At 71.9% G+C, this 19717-nt stretch carries 21 protein-coding genes; 14 read left to right on the top strand and 7 right to left on the bottom strand.

Annotated features, from left to right (window positions below; translation table 11 throughout):
- Positions 1–71 precede the first annotated feature (71 nt).
- The 5 genes from FJQ56_RS11050 to FJQ56_RS11070 are packed head-to-tail and all read right to left on the bottom strand — an operon-like array spanning position 72 to position 2574.
- A complete protein-coding gene (locus tag FJQ56_RS11050; protein WP_140009445.1) occupies positions 72–404 on the bottom strand; it encodes a PIN domain-containing protein in 333 nt (110 codons plus the stop codon).
- The gene (locus FJQ56_RS11055; RefSeq protein WP_140009446.1) at positions 401–664 is read right to left on the bottom strand and encodes a hypothetical protein; all 264 of its coding nucleotides are present in this window, start codon (positions 662–664) and stop codon (positions 401–403) included. The genes FJQ56_RS11050 and FJQ56_RS11055 overlap by 4 nt, the downstream gene beginning before the upstream one ends.
- Positions 657–1955, bottom strand: a complete 1299-nt coding sequence (locus FJQ56_RS11060; protein ID WP_140009447.1) for a WXG100-like domain-containing protein — start codon at positions 1953–1955, stop codon at positions 657–659. Before FJQ56_RS11060 ends, FJQ56_RS11055 begins: the two co-directional genes overlap by 8 nt.
- Positions 1952–2251, bottom strand: a complete 300-nt coding sequence (locus tag FJQ56_RS11065; RefSeq protein ID WP_140009448.1) for a WXG100 family type VII secretion target — start codon at positions 2249–2251, stop codon at positions 1952–1954. Before FJQ56_RS11065 ends, FJQ56_RS11060 begins: the two co-directional genes overlap by 4 nt.
- Complete coding sequence (locus FJQ56_RS11070) at positions 2251–2574, bottom strand: WXG100 family type VII secretion target (protein ID WP_140009449.1); 324 nt, start codon at positions 2572–2574, stop codon at positions 2251–2253. Before FJQ56_RS11070 ends, FJQ56_RS11065 begins: the two co-directional genes overlap by 1 nt.
- Before the next feature lie 59 nt (positions 2575–2633).
- On the opposite strand from FJQ56_RS11070, the gene FJQ56_RS11075 reads away from it, so the two are divergent.
- The gene (locus FJQ56_RS11075; RefSeq protein ID WP_140009450.1) at positions 2634–3245 is read left to right on the top strand and encodes a hypothetical protein; all 612 of its coding nucleotides are present in this window, start codon (positions 2634–2636) and stop codon (positions 3243–3245) included.
- Here FJQ56_RS11075 and FJQ56_RS11080 read toward each other — a convergent pair.
- Positions 3242–4573 carry an aminotransferase-like domain-containing protein gene (locus tag FJQ56_RS11080; protein ID WP_140009451.1) on the bottom strand — a complete coding sequence of 444 codons (1332 nt, stop codon included), beginning with the start codon at positions 4571–4573 and terminating at the stop codon, positions 3242–3244. The two genes, FJQ56_RS11075 and FJQ56_RS11080, sit on opposite strands and share 4 nt — an antisense overlap.
- A gap of 91 nt (positions 4574–4664) precedes the next feature.
- On the opposite strand from FJQ56_RS11080, the gene FJQ56_RS11085 reads away from it, so the two are divergent.
- From FJQ56_RS11085 to FJQ56_RS11125, 9 genes are all read left to right on the top strand, one after another.
- Complete coding sequence (locus FJQ56_RS11085; RefSeq protein ID WP_246084127.1) at positions 4665–5504, top strand: nitrilase-related carbon-nitrogen hydrolase; 840 nt, start codon at positions 4665–4667, stop codon at positions 5502–5504.
- 126 nt (positions 5505–5630) lie between these two features.
- Positions 5631–7076, top strand: a complete 1446-nt coding sequence (gene hydA, locus FJQ56_RS11090) for a dihydropyrimidinase (protein ID WP_140009453.1) — start codon at positions 5631–5633, stop codon at positions 7074–7076.
- A gap of 101 nt (positions 7077–7177) precedes the next feature.
- Positions 7178–8206, top strand: coding sequence for a TIGR03842 family LLM class F420-dependent oxidoreductase (locus FJQ56_RS11095; RefSeq protein WP_140009454.1), 1029 nt, complete (start codon positions 7178–7180; stop codon positions 8204–8206).
- An 8-nt stretch (positions 8207–8214) separates the two neighbouring features.
- Positions 8215–9153 (top strand): ABC transporter permease, encoded by a 939-nt coding sequence (locus FJQ56_RS11100; protein ID WP_140009455.1) that lies wholly within the window; start codon positions 8215–8217, stop codon positions 9151–9153.
- 32 nt (positions 9154–9185) lie between these two features.
- Positions 9186–10037, top strand: a complete 852-nt coding sequence (locus FJQ56_RS11105; RefSeq protein WP_246084082.1) for an ABC transporter ATP-binding protein — start codon at positions 9186–9188, stop codon at positions 10035–10037.
- Positions 10034–10816, top strand: coding sequence for an ABC transporter permease (locus tag FJQ56_RS11110; protein WP_140009457.1), 783 nt, complete (start codon positions 10034–10036; stop codon positions 10814–10816). Before FJQ56_RS11105 ends, FJQ56_RS11110 begins: the two co-directional genes overlap by 4 nt.
- A 64-nt stretch (positions 10817–10880) precedes the next feature.
- Positions 10881–12035, top strand: a complete 1155-nt coding sequence (locus tag FJQ56_RS11115; protein ID WP_140009458.1) for an ABC transporter substrate-binding protein — start codon at positions 10881–10883, stop codon at positions 12033–12035.
- Positions 12036–12166: 131 nt separating this feature from the next.
- Entirely contained in the window at positions 12167–13501 is a 1335-nt protein-coding gene (locus FJQ56_RS11120) for an aspartate aminotransferase family protein (protein WP_140009459.1), read from the top strand.
- Positions 13501–15036, top strand: coding sequence for a CoA-acylating methylmalonate-semialdehyde dehydrogenase (locus FJQ56_RS11125; protein WP_140009460.1), 1536 nt, complete (start codon positions 13501–13503; stop codon positions 15034–15036). Before FJQ56_RS11120 ends, FJQ56_RS11125 begins: the two co-directional genes overlap by 1 nt.
- Positions 15037–15234: 198 nt before the next feature.
- On the opposite strand, the gene FJQ56_RS11130 is transcribed toward FJQ56_RS11125, so the two are convergent.
- Positions 15235–15780, bottom strand: coding sequence for a hypothetical protein (locus FJQ56_RS11130; RefSeq protein ID WP_140009461.1), 546 nt, complete (start codon positions 15778–15780; stop codon positions 15235–15237).
- Positions 15781–15817: 37 nt separating this feature from the next.
- Between FJQ56_RS11130 and FJQ56_RS11135 the strand changes: the two genes are divergently transcribed.
- From FJQ56_RS11135 to FJQ56_RS11150, 4 genes are read left to right on the top strand one after another with little or no spacing between them, the layout of a single operon-like run.
- Positions 15818–17050, top strand: coding sequence for an acyl-CoA dehydrogenase family protein (locus FJQ56_RS11135; RefSeq protein ID WP_140009462.1), 1233 nt, complete (start codon positions 15818–15820; stop codon positions 17048–17050).
- Complete coding sequence (locus FJQ56_RS11140) at positions 17047–18120, top strand: phosphotransferase family protein (protein WP_140009463.1); 1074 nt, start codon at positions 17047–17049, stop codon at positions 18118–18120. Before FJQ56_RS11135 ends, FJQ56_RS11140 begins: the two co-directional genes overlap by 4 nt.
- Complete coding sequence (locus tag FJQ56_RS11145; protein WP_140009464.1) at positions 18120–18809, top strand: histidine phosphatase family protein; 690 nt, start codon at positions 18120–18122, stop codon at positions 18807–18809. The genes FJQ56_RS11140 and FJQ56_RS11145 overlap by 1 nt, the downstream gene beginning before the upstream one ends.
- Entirely contained in the window at positions 18809–19708 is a 900-nt protein-coding gene (locus tag FJQ56_RS11150; RefSeq protein ID WP_140009465.1) for a PfkB family carbohydrate kinase, read from the top strand. Before FJQ56_RS11145 ends, FJQ56_RS11150 begins: the two co-directional genes overlap by 1 nt.
- The last annotated feature ends 9 nt before the right edge of the window (positions 19709–19717 follow it).

Below are 19717 nucleotides of genomic sequence, written 5' to 3' on the forward strand. Positions count from 1 at the left end.
TGACCGCACCGCACGACGGCACCGACGTACGCCGGCCCGGACCCTCTCAAGGGGGTCCGGGCCGGCGTCGTTCACGGCTCGCGGTGGTCCGCTCGGTCGGGATCGTCGAGCTCGCGCTCGGCCTCTTCGGTCAGCCGGGCGCGCTCCTCGGGGTCGAGGGACTGCCACGCCTCCTCGTAGGCGCGGGCGCCCCGGTCGGTCAGGGCGACGAAGTCGGGGTAGTCCGCCAGCGCGCGCATCTCGGTGCGGCCGGCCAGGGTCGACTCGACGAGTCGTCCGAGCGGGGTGCCGGCCTGCTCGTCGGCGATCGCGCGCAGCGCGGCGCGCAGGTGGCCGGCCGCCTCGGCGTCACCCCGGGTGAACGCCAGGACCGAGTCGTCGTCACCAGGCTCGACCGACGTCACTCGAACCCCGGGGGCACGTGGGTCAGACGCTCCTCGGTCGACAGCCCGTCGTGCGCCTCGTCGGGGTCCGACCACGGGGCGCCCTTGGCGAGCCACTCGGCACGGTAGGCGCGCGTCGACGCCGGGCTGTTGTCCTCGTAGCCGGCCTCCACCTCGCAGCACGGGCAGATCCAGAAGGTGGCGGCGTCGTTGCCCACGCCCCACGGGGGCTCGCCCCAGTCGTAACCACAGACGCGGCAGGTGGTGATCGGCTCAGCCATGGAGGAAATAGTCCCAGTTGGTGGGGAACGGGTGCTTGCCGACCTGCGGCTTGAACATCGTCTGCATCACGCCGTCCTTCGTCATGATCCCGAGCGTGTTGCTGTCGGGGTTGTAACGCATGATCGCGCCGTCCGACTCGCGGACGCGCGTGTAGGTGCCGGGCGGCGGGTCGGTCATGAACTTCTTGGCTGCCTCGACGTACTCCTTGGCGTTGCGCACACCGGGGAACTCCCCCTTGTGCTTGTTGAAGTGCTTGAGCGCGTTCTTCGGCCGTGTCCACTTGCCCGGCGACCAGAGCTGTTTGTCGATGCCCTTCGCGGCCCGACGGACCTTGCGGATGTTCTGGAACTTCTTCAGGGCCGAGCGGACGCTGCGGATCTTGGGCAGGGTCCGCACCATCGTCCCGATGGCGCGGACCGCCTTGAGCGCCATCAGCGCCTTGATGATGTTGCGGGCACATGAGATCGCCCGTTGCAGCGCGACGCCGGCCCCGACCGCGGCCGCGCCGCCAAAGGTGACGACGCTGAGCAGACCGCTGACGACAGCCGTCGCCCCGACCTCGATCGCCAGGTCCTTGATCAGGCCCTTGATCGTGTCGCGGGTCGTGTCGACCTGCTCGGCGTAGTCGTCGCACGCGCCGGCGAGCTCGCGGCAGTGGGCGGCCAGGTCGGTGGTCTGGGTCTTGAGCTCGCCGATCGCCGTACGGGCGAAGGGGATCTCGGGCGACTTCTGCCCCGAGAGGTGGGAGTCGGCGACCGAGGCGAACGAGGGCGCCCGGTCGATGTCGTCGGCCACGGCCCGCCAGGTGCCGGCCGCCTCACGCAGCTTGCCGGTGTCGGCGCTGGGCCAGGCCCAGCCCTGGAGGTGGTCGACCACGAGGTTCCAGAACTCCGGCATGTCCTGGTTGTCGCCACCCAACGAGCTGGGCGGGGTGTAGGCGGACACGACGTCGGGCTGGGGTTCGGCTGCGTCGCCTCCCCCTGCGGCTGCGCCGCCGTAGACGGATCCGCGGTTGGCGTCGCCGTGGTTCTTGCCGCTGGTGGCGGTGAGCAGTGCCAGGTTGCCGTAGGCCGTGGCCAGCTCGGCGATGGCGCCGACCGTGTCGGCGGCGGCGGAGTCGTAGTTGGCGACGAAGTCCTCCGACGACGTGTCGTCGCCGGCCATCGCCGAGTAGCCGGACAGCTTGCCGACCAGCGACGTGTAGCCGCGCGCGATCGCCTGGTTGCCGCCGACGAAGGCCTCGGCGGCCGAGTCGTAGCCACCGCCGCTGACGTCGAGTGCGATGTTCAAGCCAGCCCCGCCCACATCGACCGGTTCGCCTCGGCGGCCCCGCGGTAGTTGCTGCCCGCAGTCTCTGCCGCCGCGCGGATGTCGGCCAGTGCGCCGCGCATCGCCGCCATGCCCTGGTCCCACTCCTGCTGTGCCTCGGCGTGGGCCTGCGCCGCGAGCCCCTCCCACTCGGCGTGCAGAGCCTGGATCTGCTGCCGCAGGTCGTTGCTGAGCGTCTCGAGGGCCGTCTCGGTGCGGGCGATGTCGGCGATCACGGCGTCGAGCTCGTCGGGGTCGATGGTGAAGCTGTCGCTCATCAGCCGAGCCTCGCGATGATCTTGCTCGAGACCTGGTTCATGTTCTGGGCCGAGTCGTCGTCCCGGTCGGTCAGGTCCTGGTGGGTGGCCTGCATGAGGTCCGCCATCGCGACCAGGCCCTCCAGGACGTCGGTCGAGCCGGCCTTCCAGTCGCCCCACGCGTCGACGAACGAGTCGGCAGCGATGCCGGTCCACCCGTCACCCAGGAAGCCGCTGACGCGGTCGTCGATGCGGGCCCGGTCCTGGCGCAGCTGACCGGCCGCCTCACGCACGTCCGCGATCGCCTTGGTGAAGGCCGCGTGGTCGAGGTTGATCTGGTCCATGTCTAGACAGGTTGCCGGGACGGACGGGGCTGAAACCCCCGCTCGCCTACGATCGCCGCGTGTCCCGCATCCTCCGGTCCGTGCTGGCCGCGCTGGCGATCCTCACGGTGGTCGCGGCGGCGTACGTCGTCCTGACGCCGGACGAGGACGGCGTGGTCCCGTCGTCCCAGGACGTCCTCGAGTTCACGCCGGAGACGACCCCGCGCGGCCTGGCGGTGGCCATCATCGACCACCTCGGTGACCGGACGATCACCTCGGTCGCCGTGACGGGGAAGGGCGGCACGCACGCGGTCGTCGAGACCACGGACCCGGAGGTCGCCTCGGTCTCCGTCTCCGTCAGGACCTCGACCGAGGGACCGTATCAATGCGGCTCCGACGACGGCTACACCCGAGTCTCGTGCTCGGCGAACGGCCCGCTGCGCGAGGTGGTCCGACGCACCCCCGGCGGGGCAGCCCCGACCGTCATCGGCCACGCGAACGACGACTTCCGCGGCGACGTGCTCATCGAGGTGCACGGCGACAGCGACACCCCGGAGGTGGTCGAGCTCGTGCAGTCGCTCGTCGACGACGAGGACCTCGGCGAGGTCACGTCGCAGGACCGCAACGACCGCGGACGCGACCTCGACGTCGTCCCCCTCCGGTTCGAGAGCACGCTCGAGTCCGTGGGTTAGCCCAGGCCCACGCTCGCCGCGGCAACCAGCGCCGCGGCGACCTCGTCGGCGTCCTCGGGCGGCACCAGCCCCGACGTCACGCGCACGAACGACCCGGTCTCGCCCGCGGCCAGGAACGGCGACCCGGCGGCCACGCGGATGCCGGCGGCGGCGAGGTGGAGGACGGCCGCCTGCTCGTCGCGGACGGGCAGCCACAGGTTGATGCCGTCGGGGGTCGGTACGACGAGGCCGTGCGCCGCCAGCGCGGCGACGAGGGCCTGCTGCCGGCCGTAGTACTGGCGGCGGGCCTCGCCGACCTCGTCCATCGAGCGCGACGTGGTGAGCAGGTCGAGCAGGATCGTCTGGAGCATCCGGGACGTCCAGGCCGGGCCGAGCATCCGGCGCGCGACCAGGGCGTCGACCAAGTCGGTCGGCCCGCCGAGGGCGGCGACCCTCAGGTCGGGGCCGTGGGTCTTGGAGTAGGACCGCACGTGCACCACCCTCCCGGGCAGCCAGGCACCGAGCGAGACGTCGGGGGCGGTGCTGATCGCGCCGGAGTGGTCGTCCTCGACGACCCACGGGGTGGGCGTCGTACGACGCAGCAGCCGCGCGAGCGACTCGGCGCGGGCCGGGGTGGTGGAGACCCCGGTCGGGTTGTGTGCGCGCGGCTGGAGCACGACGGCCGCCGGCCGGGTGGCCAGCGCGCGGCGCAGCGACTCGGGCCGGACGCCGGAGCCGTCGAGCTCGACGGGCACCGCCTCGGCCCCCAGCGCCTCGACGAGGTCGTAGAACGGCGGGAAGCCGGGGGTCTCCAGGACGACCCGGTCGCCGTAGGAGACGACGAGCTCGAGCACCCGGGCGACGCCGTCGGTGGCCCCGTCGACGACGGTGATCTGGTCGGTCGGCGACGGCCACGTCGCGGCGAGCGCACGGCGCAGCTCGGGCACCACCGGCTCCTCGTGGTAGCCGGGCGTCGTGGCCCGCTCCGAGACCCGGCGCAGCGCGGGGCCGAGCTCGGGCAGCAGAGCGGGGTCGGGAGTGCCCCGTGACAGGTCGAGCCGGACGCCGTCGTCGGAGGGTCCGCGCAGCCCGGCGACCCGCGGGCTCAGCCGCCGCGCGGGCGCCTCGCTGACGTAGGTGCCGGCGCGTCCCCGGGACACGACGAGGCCGGTACGGCGCAGGGCCTGCCACGCGGCGCTGACCGTGGCCGGGGAGACGCCCAGCTCGGCGGCGACGTCGCGCACGGTGGGCAACCGCTCGCCGGGGGCCAGCTCGCCGGAGCGGACGGCGCGCCCGAGTGCCGCCGCGATGCCCCGGGGGGTGCGGTCCTCGAGCGTGGCCAGATTCACGGGAAATCCTTGACACGAGCGTCACATGCGCGAAATGTTCAACTCCCACGATAACAGTTCGGACGACCCCAGGGAGAACGCGTTGACGATCGTGAAGGCCGCCATCAGCCAGACCACGTGGACCGGCGACAAGGAGTCCATGCTCGACAAGCACGAGCAGTTCTCCCGCGACGCAGCGGCGCAGGGCGCACAGGTGATCTGCTACCAGGAGCTGTTCTACGGGCCCTACTTCGGGATCACCCAGGACCAGAAGTACTACCGCTTCGCCGAGGCCGCCGACGGCCCGATCGTGCAGCGCTTCGCGGCCCTGGCCAAGGAGCTCAACATGGTCCACATCCTTCCGATCTACGAGGAGGAGCAGACCGGCGTCTACTACAACACCGCCGTGGTGGTCGATGCCGACGGCACGATCCTGGGCTCCTACCGCAAGCACCACATCCCCCACCTCGACCGGTTCTGGGAGAAGTTCTACTTCCGCCCCGGAAACCTCGGCTACCCGGTCTTCGACACCGCGGTCGGCAAGATCGGCGTCTACATCTGCTACGACCGACACTTCCCCGAGGGCTGGCGCGAGCTGGGTCTCAACGGTGCCCACATGGTGTTCAACCCCAACGCCACCAAGCCCGGTCTGTCCAACCGGCTGTGGGAGGTCGAGGGCCCGTGCGCCGCGGTCGCCAACGGCTACTTCGTGCTGCAGCCCAACCGGGTCGGTCGCGAGGACAACGAGTACGGCGACCTGGCGGTCGACTTCTACGGCACCAGCCAGGTGATCGACCCGCGCGGCAACAACATCGGCCCGCTGGGCTCGGGCACCGACGAGGAGCTCATCGTCCGCGAGCTCGACCTCGACCTGGTCCAGGAGATGCGCGACGACTGGCAGTTCTACCGCGACCGCCGGCCCGACTCCTACACCCACATCGCGCAGGCCTGACGTGACCACACGTCGGTCGAGGAGGCCGGTCACGGCCGTCTCGAGACCATCCGACGGCAGCCGACGTGGTCTCGAGACGGTTGCTAGCGCAACCTCCTCGACCACCGTGGAGGAAGGAACCCCCGCATGAGCACCCTGCTGATCACCGGCGGCACCGTCGTCAGCTCGACGGGCCGCAGCCTGGCCGACGTCCTGGTCGACGGCGAGAAGATCGTGGCCGTCCTGGCCCCCGGCTCGACCCTGCTCGGCCACGACCTCGCGGGCAGCGTCGACACCGTGATCGACGCGACCGGCAAGTACGTCGTCCCGGGCGGCATCGACGCCCACACCCACTTCGAGCTGCCCTTCGGCGGCACCGAGGCCAGCGACACCTTCGAGTCCGGCACGACGGCCGCGGCCTGGGGCGGCACCACCAGCGTCATCGACTTCGCCGTCCAGACCACCGGCCAGCGCATCGAGACCGGCCTCGCGACGTGGCACGAGAAGGCGGCCGGCAACGCCGTCGTCGACTACGGCTTCCACCAGATCATCGGCGGGGTCGACGAGCACTCCCTGAAGTCGATGGAGACCCTGCTCGACGAGGGCATCAGCAGCTTCAAGCTGTTCATGGCCTACCCCGGCGTCTTCATGTCCGACGACGCCCAGATCCTCAAGGCCATGCAGAAGGCCGCCGAGCTCGGGCTGCTGACGATGATGCACGCCGAGAACGGCCCCGCGATCGACGTGCTCGCCCAGCAGCTCTACGACCAGGGCAAGACCACGCCCTACTTCCACGGCGTCGCCCGTGCCTGGCAGATGGAGGAGGAGGCCACCCACCGCGCGATCATGCTGGCCGACCTCACCGAGTCGCCGCTGTACGTCGTCCACGTGAGCGCCAAGCAGGCCGTCGCCCAGATCGCCGCGGCGCGCGACCGCGGCAAGAACGTGTTCGGCGAGACCTGCCCGCAGTACCTCTACCTCTCGCTCGAGGAGCAGCTGGGCGCCACCGGCGACCCGACCTGGGGCGACTTCGAGGGCGCCAAGTGGGTCTGCTCGACGCCGCTGCGCTCGCGCGCCGACGGCCACCAGGACGCCATGTGGCAGGGGCTGCGCACCAACGACTTGCAGATGGTGTCGACCGACCACTGCCCGTTCTGCATGAAGGACCAGAAGGAGCTCGGTCGGGGCGACTTCCGGGCGATCCCCAACGGCATCGGCACCATCGAGCACCGGATGGACCTGATGTACCAGGGCGTCGTCACCGGCGAGATCACCCTGGAGCGCTGGGTCGAGCTCACCTCGACCACCCCGGCGCGGATGTTCGGCCTCTACGGCACGAAGGGCGTCATCGCCCCGGGCGCCGACGCCGACGTCGTCGTCTACGACCCCGCCGGCCACACCTCCATCGGCATCGGCGAGGGTCGGACCCACCACATGAACATGGACCACAGTGCGTGGGAGGGCTACGAGATCGACGGGCACGTCGATGTCGTGGTCTCCCGTGGCACCGTGCTCGTGTCCGACGGTGAGTTCCACGGCCGTGCCGGCCACGGCAACTACCTCAAGCGCGGCCTGACCCAGTACCTCGTCTGATCTCGACAAGCTCGATCCCCGACGGTGGTCGAGCTCGTCGAGACCCCGCCAGTATCGGTGGTCGAGCTTGTCGAGACCCCGCCAGACCAAAGGAGAACCCCATGGACTTCGGCGTCGTGCTGCAGACCAACCCACCCGCCTGGCGCACCGTCGGCCTGGCCAAGCAGGCCGAGGAGCACGGGTTCGACTACGTCTGGACCTTCGACTCCCACCTGCTCTGGCAGGAGCCCTACGTCATCTACTCGGCGATCCTGGCCGCGACCAACCGGATCATCGTCGGGCCGATGGTGACCAACCCCGCGACCCGCGACTGGACCGTCACGGCGTCGGTGTTCGCCACGCTCAACGAGATGTACGGCAACCGCACCGTCGTCGGCATCGGGCGCGGCGACTCCGCCGTCCGGGTGCTCAACGGCAAGCCCACGACCCTCAAGGACGTCCGTGAGGCGACCCACGTGATCCGCGAGCTGGCCAACTGCCGGCCGGTCGAGATCAACGGCACCACGCTGCAGTTCCCCTGGGCCCGCAGCTCGCAGGTCGAGGTGTGGATCGCGGCGTACGGCCCGCTGGCGCTCAAGACCACCGGCGAGGTGGGTGACGGCTTCATCCTCCAGCTCGCCGACGTCGACATCGCGAGGTGGATGATCGGCGCGGTCCGCAAGGCCGCCGCCGACGCCGGCCGCGACCCCGACGCGATCACGTTCTGCGTCGCCGCCCCGGCGTACGTCGGCGACGACAGCCCCGAGTCGCTGCAGCACATGCGCGACCAGTGCCGCTGGTTCGGCGGCATGGTCGGCAACCACGTGGCCGACATCGTCGCCAAGTACGGCGACTCCGGCGACGTCCCGCAGGCGCTGACCGACTACATCAAGGGCCGCGAGGGCTACGACTACAACAGCCACGGCAAGGCCGGCAACGACCACGTCGACTTCGTGCCCGACGAGATCGTCGACCGCTTCTGCCTCCTCGGCACCCCCGAGCAGCACGTCGCCAAGCTCGAGGAGCTCAAGGCGATCGGCGTCGACCAGTTCGCGGTCTACCTCCAGCACGACAACAAGGAGGAGACGATGCGCCTCTACGGCGAGTCGATCATGCCCGCGCTGCGCGACCAGGTGACGGCGAAGGCCTGACCTTGTCGATGTCCGCCACCGCCCAGACCACCGCAGCCCCGGGGCTGGTGACCGCGCGCCCCCGACGGGGCGCCGGCGCCTGGCCCGTGCTCCGCTCCGTGCTGCTCGGCCTGCTGGGCCTGGTCGCGGTCGCCGGGCTGTGGGAGGCCTACAAGGCGCTCGCCCCCGAGGACGGCGTGATGGTCGGCGACAACCGGGTGCTGCCGCGCACGACCGACCTGGCCATGCCCCACGTGTGGGACATGGCGCAGCGCCTGGGCGAGCCGGTCACCGGGATGCGGGGCGCCGAGCCGCTGTGGCAGGCGGTGGCCGACGCGGTCGTCGTCTCCCTCAAGGTCGCGGCCGCCGGCTGGCTGGTCGGCACGGTGATCGGTCTGCTGCTGGCCGTGCTGATGGCGCGGCTGCGGGTCCTCGAGTTCGGCCTGCTGCCCTGGATCGTGCTGAGCCAGACCGTTCCCCTGATCGCCTTCGCGCCGATGGTGCGCAGCTGGGGCTCGCGCATCGAGATCGGCGGGTGGCAGTGGCCGCCGTGGATGTCGGTGGCCCTGATCGCCAGCTACCTCGCGTTCTTCCCGGTGGCCGTCGGGGCGTTGCGCGGCCTCCAGGCCTCCGACCGCATCCACACCGAGCTGATGCGCACCTACGACGCAGGATGGTGGGCCACGCTGGTGCGGGTCCGACTGCCGGCGTCGGTGCCCTACCTGCTGCCGGCCCTGCGCCTCGGCGCGGCCGGGGCCGTCGTGGGCACCGTCGTGGCCGAGGTCTCGATCGTCTATCCCGACGGCATCGGCCGGATGCTCGTCACCTACGCCGGGCAGGCCTCCGGTGACCCGGAGAAGGCGTGGGCCCCGATCTTCGGCGCCGTCGTGCTCGGCCTCGTCGCGGCCGCCTTCATCGCGCTCCTCGGCGTGCTCCTGCGCCGCTACCGACGTGGTGAGGCCACATGAGCACCGCCGTACCCCCCGACCCAGAGGACACCGTGGATCTCGACAAGCGCACCCCCGCGACCGGCTCGACCTCGTCGGCGTTCGGCGCCCCGCCGGCCGTCGAGGCGGTCGGCGTCTCCAAGGCGTTCGGCTCACGCAAGCGTCAGGTCGTCGCCCTCTCCGAGGTCGACCTCAGGGTCGCCGCCGGCGAGTTCGTCGCCCTGATCGGGCCATCGGGCTGCGGCAAGTCGACGCTGATGCGTCTCGTCGCCGATCTCGAGAAGCCGACCAGCGGCACGCTCGAGGTGTTCGGCAAGCCGGCGAGCCAGGCGCGCGTCGACCAGGACTACGGCATCGCCTTCCAGCAGGCCGGGCTGCTGCCCTGGCGGAGCGTGGCAGGCAACATCTCGCTTCCCCTCGAGCTGCACGGCGCCTCACGCAACGAGCGCAAGCAGCGGGTGGCCGAGCTGATCGAGCTGGTCGGCCTGACCGACTTCGCCAAGTCCCGGCCCGACCAGCTGTCGGGCGGCATGCAGCAGCGGGTCGCCATCGCCCGCTCGCTCGCCGAGCGGCCCCGGCTGCTGCTGATGGACGAGCCCTTCGGTGCCCTCGACGAGATGACGCGCGAGCGGATGCAGGCCGAGCTCGCGCGGATCTCGGTCGAGACCGGGGCGGCGGTCGTGTTCGTCACCCACTCCATCCCCGAGGCGGTGTTCCTCGCCGACCGGGTCGTGGTGATGACCGCACGGCCCGGCCGGATCACCGAGGAGATCGTCACCGGGATCGGGCGCGAGGTGGTCCGCGACCAGCAGCTGCGCGAGGACCCGGCGTTCTTCACCAAGGTCACCGAGGTGCGCGAGGCGCTGCACGGCGCCCCGGTCGCCTCGAGCGCGGAGGAACGGTGACCAGCCCGGCCACCGAGCGGGTCCTGCGGGTCGTGGCGCCCGTGGTGGTGGGGCTCGTCGTGCTGGCGATCTGGCAGTACCTCGTCTCGGTCGTCGGGGTCGCCCCCTACCTGCTGCCCGGCCCCCGCGAGATCGGGCAGGAGCTGCAGGACAACGCCGACGCCGTACGCGAGGCGTTCTGGATCACCGGCCGCAACGCCGCCCTCGGCCTGGTCTTCGGGTCGGTGGTCGGGGTGGTCCTGGCGGGCCTGTCGGCCTGGGCGCGGGTCGTCGACGGCATGCTGGCGTTCGTCGTGGCGTCCCTCGCGGTCGTCCCGATCGTCGCCCTGGCCCCGGTGCTCAACTCGATGTACGGCGCCGACAGCCAGTACGGCCGCCGGGCCATCGCCGCCATCGCGGCGTTCGTCCCGGTCTACGTCAACACCGTCCGCGGACTGCGCCAGACGACGCCGCAGCACCGCGACCTCATGCACTCCTACTCGGCGTCGGGGTGGCAGACCTTCCGCTCCCTGACCCTGCCCTCGGCGGCGCCCTTCGTCATCACCGGCATCCGCGTCGCCAGCTCGCTGGCCGTCATCTCGGCCCTGGTCGCCGAGTACTTCGGCGGACCTCGCGGTGGCCTCGGCAGCTTCATCTCCACCTCCGCGGCCACCAGCGCCTACGCCCGAGCCTGGGCCTACGTCGTGGCCGCCATCGTGCTCGGACTGGTCGCCTACGTCGTCACCGTGCTGCTCGAACGCATCGTGCAGCACCGACTTCCGACCGGAGGCGCCCGTTGAGGGGCGCCACCCGCCCCGCAGCGTCGCGAGGCAACCCCATCCATCGCACGCGAGAGGAACTCACATGATCAACAGGATGCGCCGCACCATCGCGGCCGGGGCGACCGTGCTGGCGGCGTCGAGCTTCCTCGCCGCCTGCGGCGGCGACGGGGACGACGACAAGGCGGGCGGCAGCGGCGGCGGCGACTGCAACACGTCGAACGACGTCAAGCTGCAGCTGCAGTGGCTGCCCCAGGCCCAGTTCGCCGGCTACTTCGCCGCCGTCGACCAGGGGTTCTTCGAGGACGAGGGCCTGAACGTCGAGATCATCCCGTCCGGCGGCGACATCGTCCCGCAGGACGCGCTCGCCGCCGGCGACGCCGACTACGCGATCGCCTGGGTGCCCAAGGTGCTCGGCTCGATCGAGCAGGGCGTCGACCTGACCAACATCGCGCAGATCTTCCAGCGCTCCGGCACCCTCCAGGTGTCGATGGCCGACTCCGGCATCGACTCGGTCGCCGACTTCGAGGGCAAGAAGATCGGCTCGTGGGGCTTCGGCAACGAGTGGGAGATCTTCGCCGCGATGGCGGCCGAGGGCCTCGACGCCGAGTCGGTCGAGATCGTCACCCAGGACTTCAACATGAACGCCTTCCTGCAGGGCGACATCGACGCCGCCCAGGCGATGACCTACAACGAGTACGCCCAGTTGCTCGAGACGCCCAACCCCGACACCGGTGAGCTCTACCAGCCCGACGACTTCAACGTGATCTCCTACCAGGACACCAAGGGCGCGATGCTCCAGGACGCCATCTGGGCCGACACCGCGTGCCTGAAGGACCCGGCCTTCGTCGACCGCACGGTCAAGTTCCTCAAGGCGGTCGTCAAGGGCTGGGCCTACGCCCGCGACAACGTCCAGAAGGCGGCCGACATCACCGTCGCCGCCGGGTCCAGCTGGGGTCCGAGCCACGAGCTCTGGATGGCCAACGAGACCAACAAGCTGATCTGGCCGGCCGACAACGGCATCGGCGTGATCGACCAGGCCGCCTGGGACCAGACCGTCGAGGGTGCGATGGCCGCCGTCAACGAGCAGGGCCAGCACCTGATCACCAAGAAGCCGCCGGCCACGGCGTACGACAACACCTACATCGAGAAGGCCATCGACGAGCTCGGCGACGAGGTCGACACCAAGGGTGCCGACTACAAGCCGATGGACGTCGAGCTGACCGAGGGCGGCAACTGACGCGTGGTCTCGAGGCTCGCTCCGCTCGCACCTCGACCGACGCCGGTCGAGGTGCGAGGCGCCCCGGCGCCGAGCCTCGAGACCACCGCACCACCACGACCACGCAACCACCACTGGCAGGGAGACCGACGATGACGACGGCGACCGAGCAGGACCTCGACGCTCGCACCAAGACGCTCGACAAGGCCCACGTCTTCCACTCGTGGTCTGCGCAGGCCGCGCTCGACCCGCTCGTGGTCGCCGGCGCTCTCGGCTCGAGGGTGTGGGACCACGCCGGGCGCACCTACCTCGACTTCTCCAGCCAGCTGGTCAACGTCAACATCGGCCACCAGCACCCGGCGGTCGTGGCCGCCATCCAGGAGCAGGCCGGGCTGCTGGCGACCATCGCGCCGTCGACGGCCAACCTGGCGCGCGGCGAGGCCGCCCGGCGGATCACCGACCGCGCCGGCGACACGATGAACAAGGTGTTCTTCACCAACGGTGGCGCCGACGCGATCGAGAACGCGATCCGGATGGCGCGGCTGCACACCAAGCGCGACAAGGTCGTCTCGACCTACCGCAGCTATCACGGCAACACCGGCGCGGCCGTCGTCGCGACCGGTGACTGGCGGCGGGTGCCCAACGAGTACGCCCGCGGCCACGTCCACGTCTTCGGCCCGTTCCTCTACCGCAGCGAGTTCTGGGCCACGTCGCCCGAGCAGGAGTCCGAGCGCGCGTTGCAGCACCTGCGCCGGGTGATCGAGGTCGAGGGCCCGGCGTCGGTCGCGGCCGTGCTGCTCGAGTCGATCCCCGGTACGGCGGGGGTGCTGGTCCCGCCGCCGGGCTACCTCGCGGGGGTGCGCGAGCTGTGCGACGCGCACGGCATCGTGCTGATCCTCGACGAGGTCATGGCCGGGTTCGGCCGGGCGGGGGAGTGGTTCGCCCACGACGCCTTCGACACCGGCCGCGGACCCGACCTGATCGCCTTCGCCAAGGGCGTCAACTCCGGCTACGTCCCGGTGGGCGGGGTCGTGATCAGCGACGAGATCGCCGCCGACTTCGACGAGACCGTCTTCCCGGGCGGGCTGACCTACTCCGGCCATCCGCTCGCGGCCGCCTCGATCGTCGCGACGCTCGACGCGATGGAGTCCGAGGGCATCGTCGACCACGCCCGCAGCATCGGCGCCGACGTGATCGGGCCCGGCCTGCGCGAGCTGGCCGAGCGCCACCCGGTGGTCGGCGAGGTGCGGGGGCTCGGCGTCTTCTGGGCCCTCGACCTCGTGTCGGACGCCGAGACCCGCACCCCGGTGGCCCCCGCCCTCATCGGGCTGGCCAAGAAGGAGGCCCTGGCCCGCGGCCTGGTGCCCTTCGCGGCCGACAACCGCATCCACGTCGTACCCCCGTGCGTCGTCACCGCCGACGAGGTCGCCGAGGCCCTGGCGATCTACGACGACGTCCTCACCCTGCTCGACAAGGAGATCTCCTGATGACCACCGACCAGACCGCCACCCCCACGCTCGACCACTGGATCGCCGGCGCGCTCACCGCCGGCGCGTCCGAGCGGACCGCCCCCGTCTACGACCCCGCGCTCGGTGAGGTCACCAAGCACGTGCGGCTCGGCTCGACCGCCGACGTCGACACGGCCGTGGCAGCCGCGCGGGCGGCGTACGCCGGGGTGGACGGCAAGGGTGGCTGGGGCCGGTCGTCGATCGCGAAGCGCCAGACGGTGATGTTCAAGTTCCGCGAGCTGCTCGACGGGCGACGCGACGAGCTCGCCGCGATCCTGACCTCCGAGCACGGCAAGGTGCTCTCCGACGCGGCCGGCGAGGTCGCCCGCGGCATCGAGGTCGTCGAGTTCGCGTGCGCGATGCCCCAGCTGGCCAAGGGCGCCTACTCGCAGAGCGTGTCGACCGACGTCGACGTCTACTCCGTCAAGGAGCCGCTGGGCGTCGTGGGCATCATCAGCCCGTTCAACTTCCCGGCGATGGTGCCGATGTGGTTCTTCCCCATCGCGATCGCCACCGGCAACACCGTGGTCCTCAAGCCCTCGGAGAAGGACCCGTCGGTCGCCAACTGGCTCGCCGCGCTGCTCACCGAGGCGGGCCTGCCCGACGGCGTCTTCAACGTCCTGCACGGCGACAAGGAGGCCGTCGACGGGCTGCTCGAGCACCCCGACGTCGCCTCGATCTCGTTCGTCGGCTCGACCCCGATCGCCCAGTACGTCTACGAGAAGGGCACCGCCGCCGGCAAGCGCGTGCAGGCCCTCGGCGGCGCCAAGAACCACATGCTGGTGCTGCCCGACGCCGACCTCGACCTGGTCGCCGACTCCGCCGTCAACGCCGGTTTCGGCTCCGCGGGCGAGCGCTGCATGGCGATCTCGGTGGTCCTGGCGGTCGACCCGGTCGGTGACGAGCTCGTCGACAAGATCCGCGACCGGATGGGCAAGCTCGTCACCGGCGACGGGCGCGGCGGCGCCGACATGGGCCCGCTGATCACCCGCGAGCACCGCGACAAGGTGGCCGGCTACCTCGACGTGGCCACCGCCGACGGCGCGTCCGTGGTCGTGGACGGCCGCGGGGTCGTGGCCGACGGCGCGGCCGACGGCTTCTGGCTCGGGCCCTCGCTCGTCGACCACGTCGGCACCACGTCGACCGTCTACACCGACGAGATCTTCGGCCCGGTCCTCTCGATCGTCCGCGTGGCGTCGTACGCCGAGGGGCTGGCCCTCATCAACGGCGGCCCCTACGGCAACGGCACCGCGATCTTCACCAACGACGGCGGCGCCGCGCGACGCTTCCAGCAGGACGTCGAGGTCGGCATGGTCGGCATCAACGTGCCGATCCCGGTGCCGGTTGCCTACCACTCCTTCGGTGGCTGGAAGGCGTCACTGTTCGGCGACGCCAAGGCCTACGGGCCGTCCGGCGTCGACTTCTTCACGCGCGAGAAGGCGATCACCTCCCGCTGGCTCGACCCGAGCCAGACCAGCAGCGGGCTCAACCTGGGGTTCCCGCAGAACGAGTAGGTCGTGTGGGTGTGGGTGTGGGTGTGGGTGTGGGTGTGGCGGCCAACTCGCGCAATCGAACGAGTTGGTCGGCCGCACCAGCCGCGGCTCCTGGGCAACTCGTTCAATCGAACGAGTTGGCATCGGATCGGCCGGATTCGGGCCCCCGACCCGTTCGATTGCGCGAGTTGGTCGACCCACCCACCCACCCCCACCGCGTCAGTCGATGGTCGTGCCGCGCGGCACCGCGCAGGTCTCCTGGGCCGCCTCGAGCTCGGCGGCCGCGGGGTCGGTCCCGAAGCGGCCGGTGAGCGTGGCGACGAGCGCCTGGCGCACCCGGTCGGGGGGGACGGCGGCGTCCAGGCACGAGGCGACGGTGGCCGGGTCGAGCTCGGGGTCGCGGGCGACCGCGACGCGCGCGGCGACCTCGGCGTACGACGTGCAGGAGCCCATCGCGTCGACCCAGGCGTCGGCGACGGTGACGTCGAGCATGGGCGTCACGTCGGTGGCCAAGCCGTCGTCGCGGACCAGGCCCGCCTCGACGAGCTCGTCGAGGGAGAGCCGGTCGGCGAGGGCGGCGGCGAAGCACTCGCCCTCGGCCAGGACGTCGGCCGACGGCGAGGGGCCGGCGTACAGCGAGGCGAGGCCGGCCCGGACCCGGTCGGGGGAGGGATCGCGGTCGTCGCTCTGGGAGACGTCGGCGTTGCAGGCCGACAGCGCGAGGGTCGTCGCCGCGGCCGTCAGCAGGGCCAGGACGGGACGCACGACGTCGATCCTCCCACGCACGGATAGCGTGCCTGACGTGGACTTCGCCCCTTCTGCCCAAGCCGCCGACCTCACCGAGCGCGTACGCGCGTTCCTGGCCGAGGAGCTCGAGCCCGTCGAGCGCGACTACCACCGCGACCTCGCCGCCGCGCGGCTCGCGGGCACCGCCTGGCAGCCGCTGCCGCTGATCGAGGAGCTCAAGACCAAGGCGCGCGAGCGCGGCTTGTGGAACCTCTTCCTCCCCGCCGGGCACAGCGACCCGTACGGCGAGGGCCTGAGCAACGTCGACTACGCGCCGATCGCCGAGCTGACCGGCCGCTCCGCGATCGCGCCGCTCGTCCTCAACTGCAACGCCCCCGACACCGGCAACATGGAGGTGCTGCTCAAGTACGGCACCGAGGCGCAGAAGCAGGAGTGGCTCGAGCCGCTGCTCGCCGGCGAGATCCGCAGTGCGTTCGCGATGACCGAGCCCGACGTCGCCTCCTCCGACGCCACCAACATGGCCGCGACGGCGGTCGTCGACGGCGACGAGATGGTCATCAACGGCCGCAAGTGGTGGACCTCCGGCATCGGCCACCCCGACTGCCGCGTGATGATCTTCATGGGCCTCACCGACCCCGACGCCGACCGGCACCACCAGCACACCATGGTGCTCGTGCCGCGTGACGCCCCGGGCGTGAAGGTCGAGCGGATGCTGTCGACGATGGGCTTCCAGGACGAGCCGCTCGGCCACGGCGAGGTGTCGTTCACCGACGTCCGGGTGCCGCTGACCAACGTCATCGGTGGTCCGGGCGAGGCGTTCGCGATCGCCCAGGGTCGCCTCGGGCCGGGCCGCGTCCACCACTGCATGAGGCTGATCGGCCTCGCCGAGCTGGCCCTCGAGCTGGCCTGCAAGCGGGCCCTGGAGCGCACCGCGTTCGGCAAGCCGATCGCCAACCTCGGCGGCAACCGCGAGCGCATCGCCGAGGCCCGCATCGCCATCGACTCGGTGCGGCTCCTGGTGCTCAACGCCGCCTGGAAGCTCGACCAGGGCGGCCCGCTCAACGCGCTGTCCGAGGTTGCCCAGATCAAGGTCTCGGCGCCCAACGTCGCCCAGCAGGTGATCGACATGGCCATCCAGCTGCACGGCGGCGGCGGCCTGTCCGACGACCACCCGCTCGCCGGCGCCTGGACCACGGCCCGCGCGCTGCGCCTGGCCGACGGCCCCGACGAGGTGCACCGCGGCGTCGTCGCGCGCCTCGAGCTCGGCAAGTACGGCGCCCGCCGGTGACCGGGCCGACCCCTGACCCCTCCAGCTCGGCGGTCCGCGACGAGGACGCCTTCGACGTCCCCGCGGTGGCGGCGTACCTCGGGCGTGGCCCCATCGCCGGCGTCCGCCAGTTCCGCGGCGGCGCCAGCAACCTCACCTACCTCCTGCAGTACGACGCCGACGTGACCGGGCAGCCCGACCTGGTCCTGCGGCGTCCGCCGGCCGGCGCCAAGGCCAGGGGCGCCCACGACATGGCCCGCGAGCACGACGTCCAGGCCGCGCTCGCGCCGGTGTTTCCCCAGGTGCCCGCGATGGTCGCGCTGTGCACCGACGAGTCCGTCATCGGCAGCGAGTTCTACGTCATGGAGAAGGTCGCGGGCGCCATCCCGCGCCAGGACTTCGGCTTCCCGGTCTCGCCCGAGCAGGCCGACAACCTCTGCGACCGCGCTCTCGACACCCTCGTCGCCCTCCACGGCGTCGACGTCGACGCGGTACCGGCCCTGACCGCGCTCAACCGGGGTGACGGCTACGTCGCCCGGCAGGTCGGCGGCTGGACCAGGCGGTTCGCCGACGCGCGTACCGACGACACCGGCGACTGGAGCGACGTGCTCGCCTGGCTCGACGAGCACCAGCCGGCCGACGTCGCCCAGCGGCTCATCCACAACGACTTCCGGCTCGACAACCTCGTCCTCGACCCCGACACCCTCGGCGTACGCGCCGTCCTCGACTGGGAGATGGCGACCGTCGGCGACCCGCTGATGGACCTCGGCGGCGCGCTGGCCTACTGGGTCGAGGCGACCGACGACGAGGTGTTCCAGCTCTTCCGCCGCCAGCCGACCACGACCCCCGGCATGTGGACCCGCGACCGTCTCGTCGACGCCTACCTCGAGCGCTCCGGGCTGTCGCTGCCTGACGGCGGCTGGCGGTTCTACGAGGTGTTCGGGCTGTTCCGGCTCGCCGTGATCGCCCAGCAGATCTGGTACCGCTACGTGCACCGGCAGACCACCAACGAGTCCTACGCCGTCTTCGGGCCGGCCGTCGGCTACCTCGAGACCCGCTGCCGCGGGCTGCTCAGCGGCGGGGCGAGCTGATGGGGGTCGTGCTGCTGGTCCGCCACGGCCAGGCGTCCTTCGGGGCCGACGACTACGACGTGCTGTCCCCGACCGGGTGGGAGCAGGGCCGGGCCCTCGGCTCGTGGCTGACCGGCGCGGGGGTCTCCCCGACGTCGCTGTGGCGGGGCGACATGCGCCGGCACCGCGAGACGCTCGAGGCCATGACTCAGACGGCCGGCTGGACCGACCTGCCCGAGGCGACGGTCGACCCCGAGTGGGACGAGTTCGACCACCTCGGCATCGTCGCGGGCTTCGCCGAGCTCACCGACGCCTTCGGAGGAGGAGGCGCCCCGACCGACCGGCGCGCCTTCCAGCGGGTCTTCGAGCAGGCCACCGCGCGGTGGACCGCCGGCGAGGGCGAGTACGACGAGACGTGGGCCGGGTTCGTGGCCCGCGTGCGCTCCGCGCTGGCCCGGGTCGCGGCGTCGGCCGGCTCGGGCGAGACCGCCGTCGTCGTCACCTCCGGCGGCGTGATCGCGGTGCTCGCGGCCGCGCTCGTCGACCCCGACGACGAGGACCCGGCCGCGCTGGCTCGCCGGTGGTCGCGCCTCAACGCGGTGACCGTCAACTCGTCGGTGACCCGCCTCGTGGTCGGCTCGACCGGCGCCCGGGTGCTCACCTTCAACGAGCACGCCCACCTCGGCGGCGACCTGCTCACCTACCGCTGATGACGCTCGAGCCGCAGGGCGTGGTCGTCGTGGTCGGCGGGATCAACCAGGACGTCGTCGTGCGAGCCGAGCGTCGTCCGGGTGCCGGCGAGACCGTGGTCGGCGACGGCCCGGCGGTGGTCCCGGGCGGCAAGGGAGCCAACACGGCCGTCGCGGCGGCCCGGGCCGGGGCGTCGGTGGTGATGTGCGGCGCCGTCGGCGACGACGACGCGGGCCGGGCCCAGGTCGTCGCCCTCGCCGCCGAGCACGTCGACACTCGCGGCGTACGGGAGCGGGTCGGCACGGCCACCGGCGTCGCGATGATCGTGGTGACGCCCGACGGCGAGAACTCCATCGCCGTGGGCCGCGGCGCCAACGCGACCGTCACCGGGCCCGACGTACGCCGGGCCTGCGCCGGCGCCGCGGTGGTGCTCGCGCAGACCGAGGTCGGCGCGGAGCCGGCCGACTGGGCCGCGGCGGCCTGCGCCGGACGGTTCGTGCTGAGCCTGGCGCCGGTGCTCCCGCTGCGCGCCGAGACCCTCGCACTGGCCGACCCGGTGGTGCTCAACGAGACGGAGGCGGCCGAGGTCGTCGGTCGTGCGGCCGACGACCCCGCCGCGGCGGTGCTCGCGGCGACGGGCGCGCGAGCGGTCGTGGTCACCCTCGGCGCCCGCGGCGCGGCCTGGGCGGACGGTGCCTCGTCGGGCCGGGTCGCCGGCCACCTCGTCGCGGCCGACGACGTCGTTGACACCACGGGCGCCGGCGACTGCTTCACCGGCACCCTCGCCGCCCGACTCGCAGCCGGTGACAGCCTCGAGCTGGCGGTCACGGTCGCGGTGGCGGCCGCCGCTGAGTCGGTACGCCGGCCCGGCGCCCGGCGCCCGGGGCTGAGCGACGGGGGTCAGTCGGGCACGCCGTAGGTTCGCCGG

It is taken from the genome of Nocardioides plantarum, assembly GCF_006346395.1.
Taxonomy (GTDB): Bacteria; Actinomycetota; Actinomycetes; order Propionibacteriales; family Nocardioidaceae; genus Nocardioides; species Nocardioides plantarum.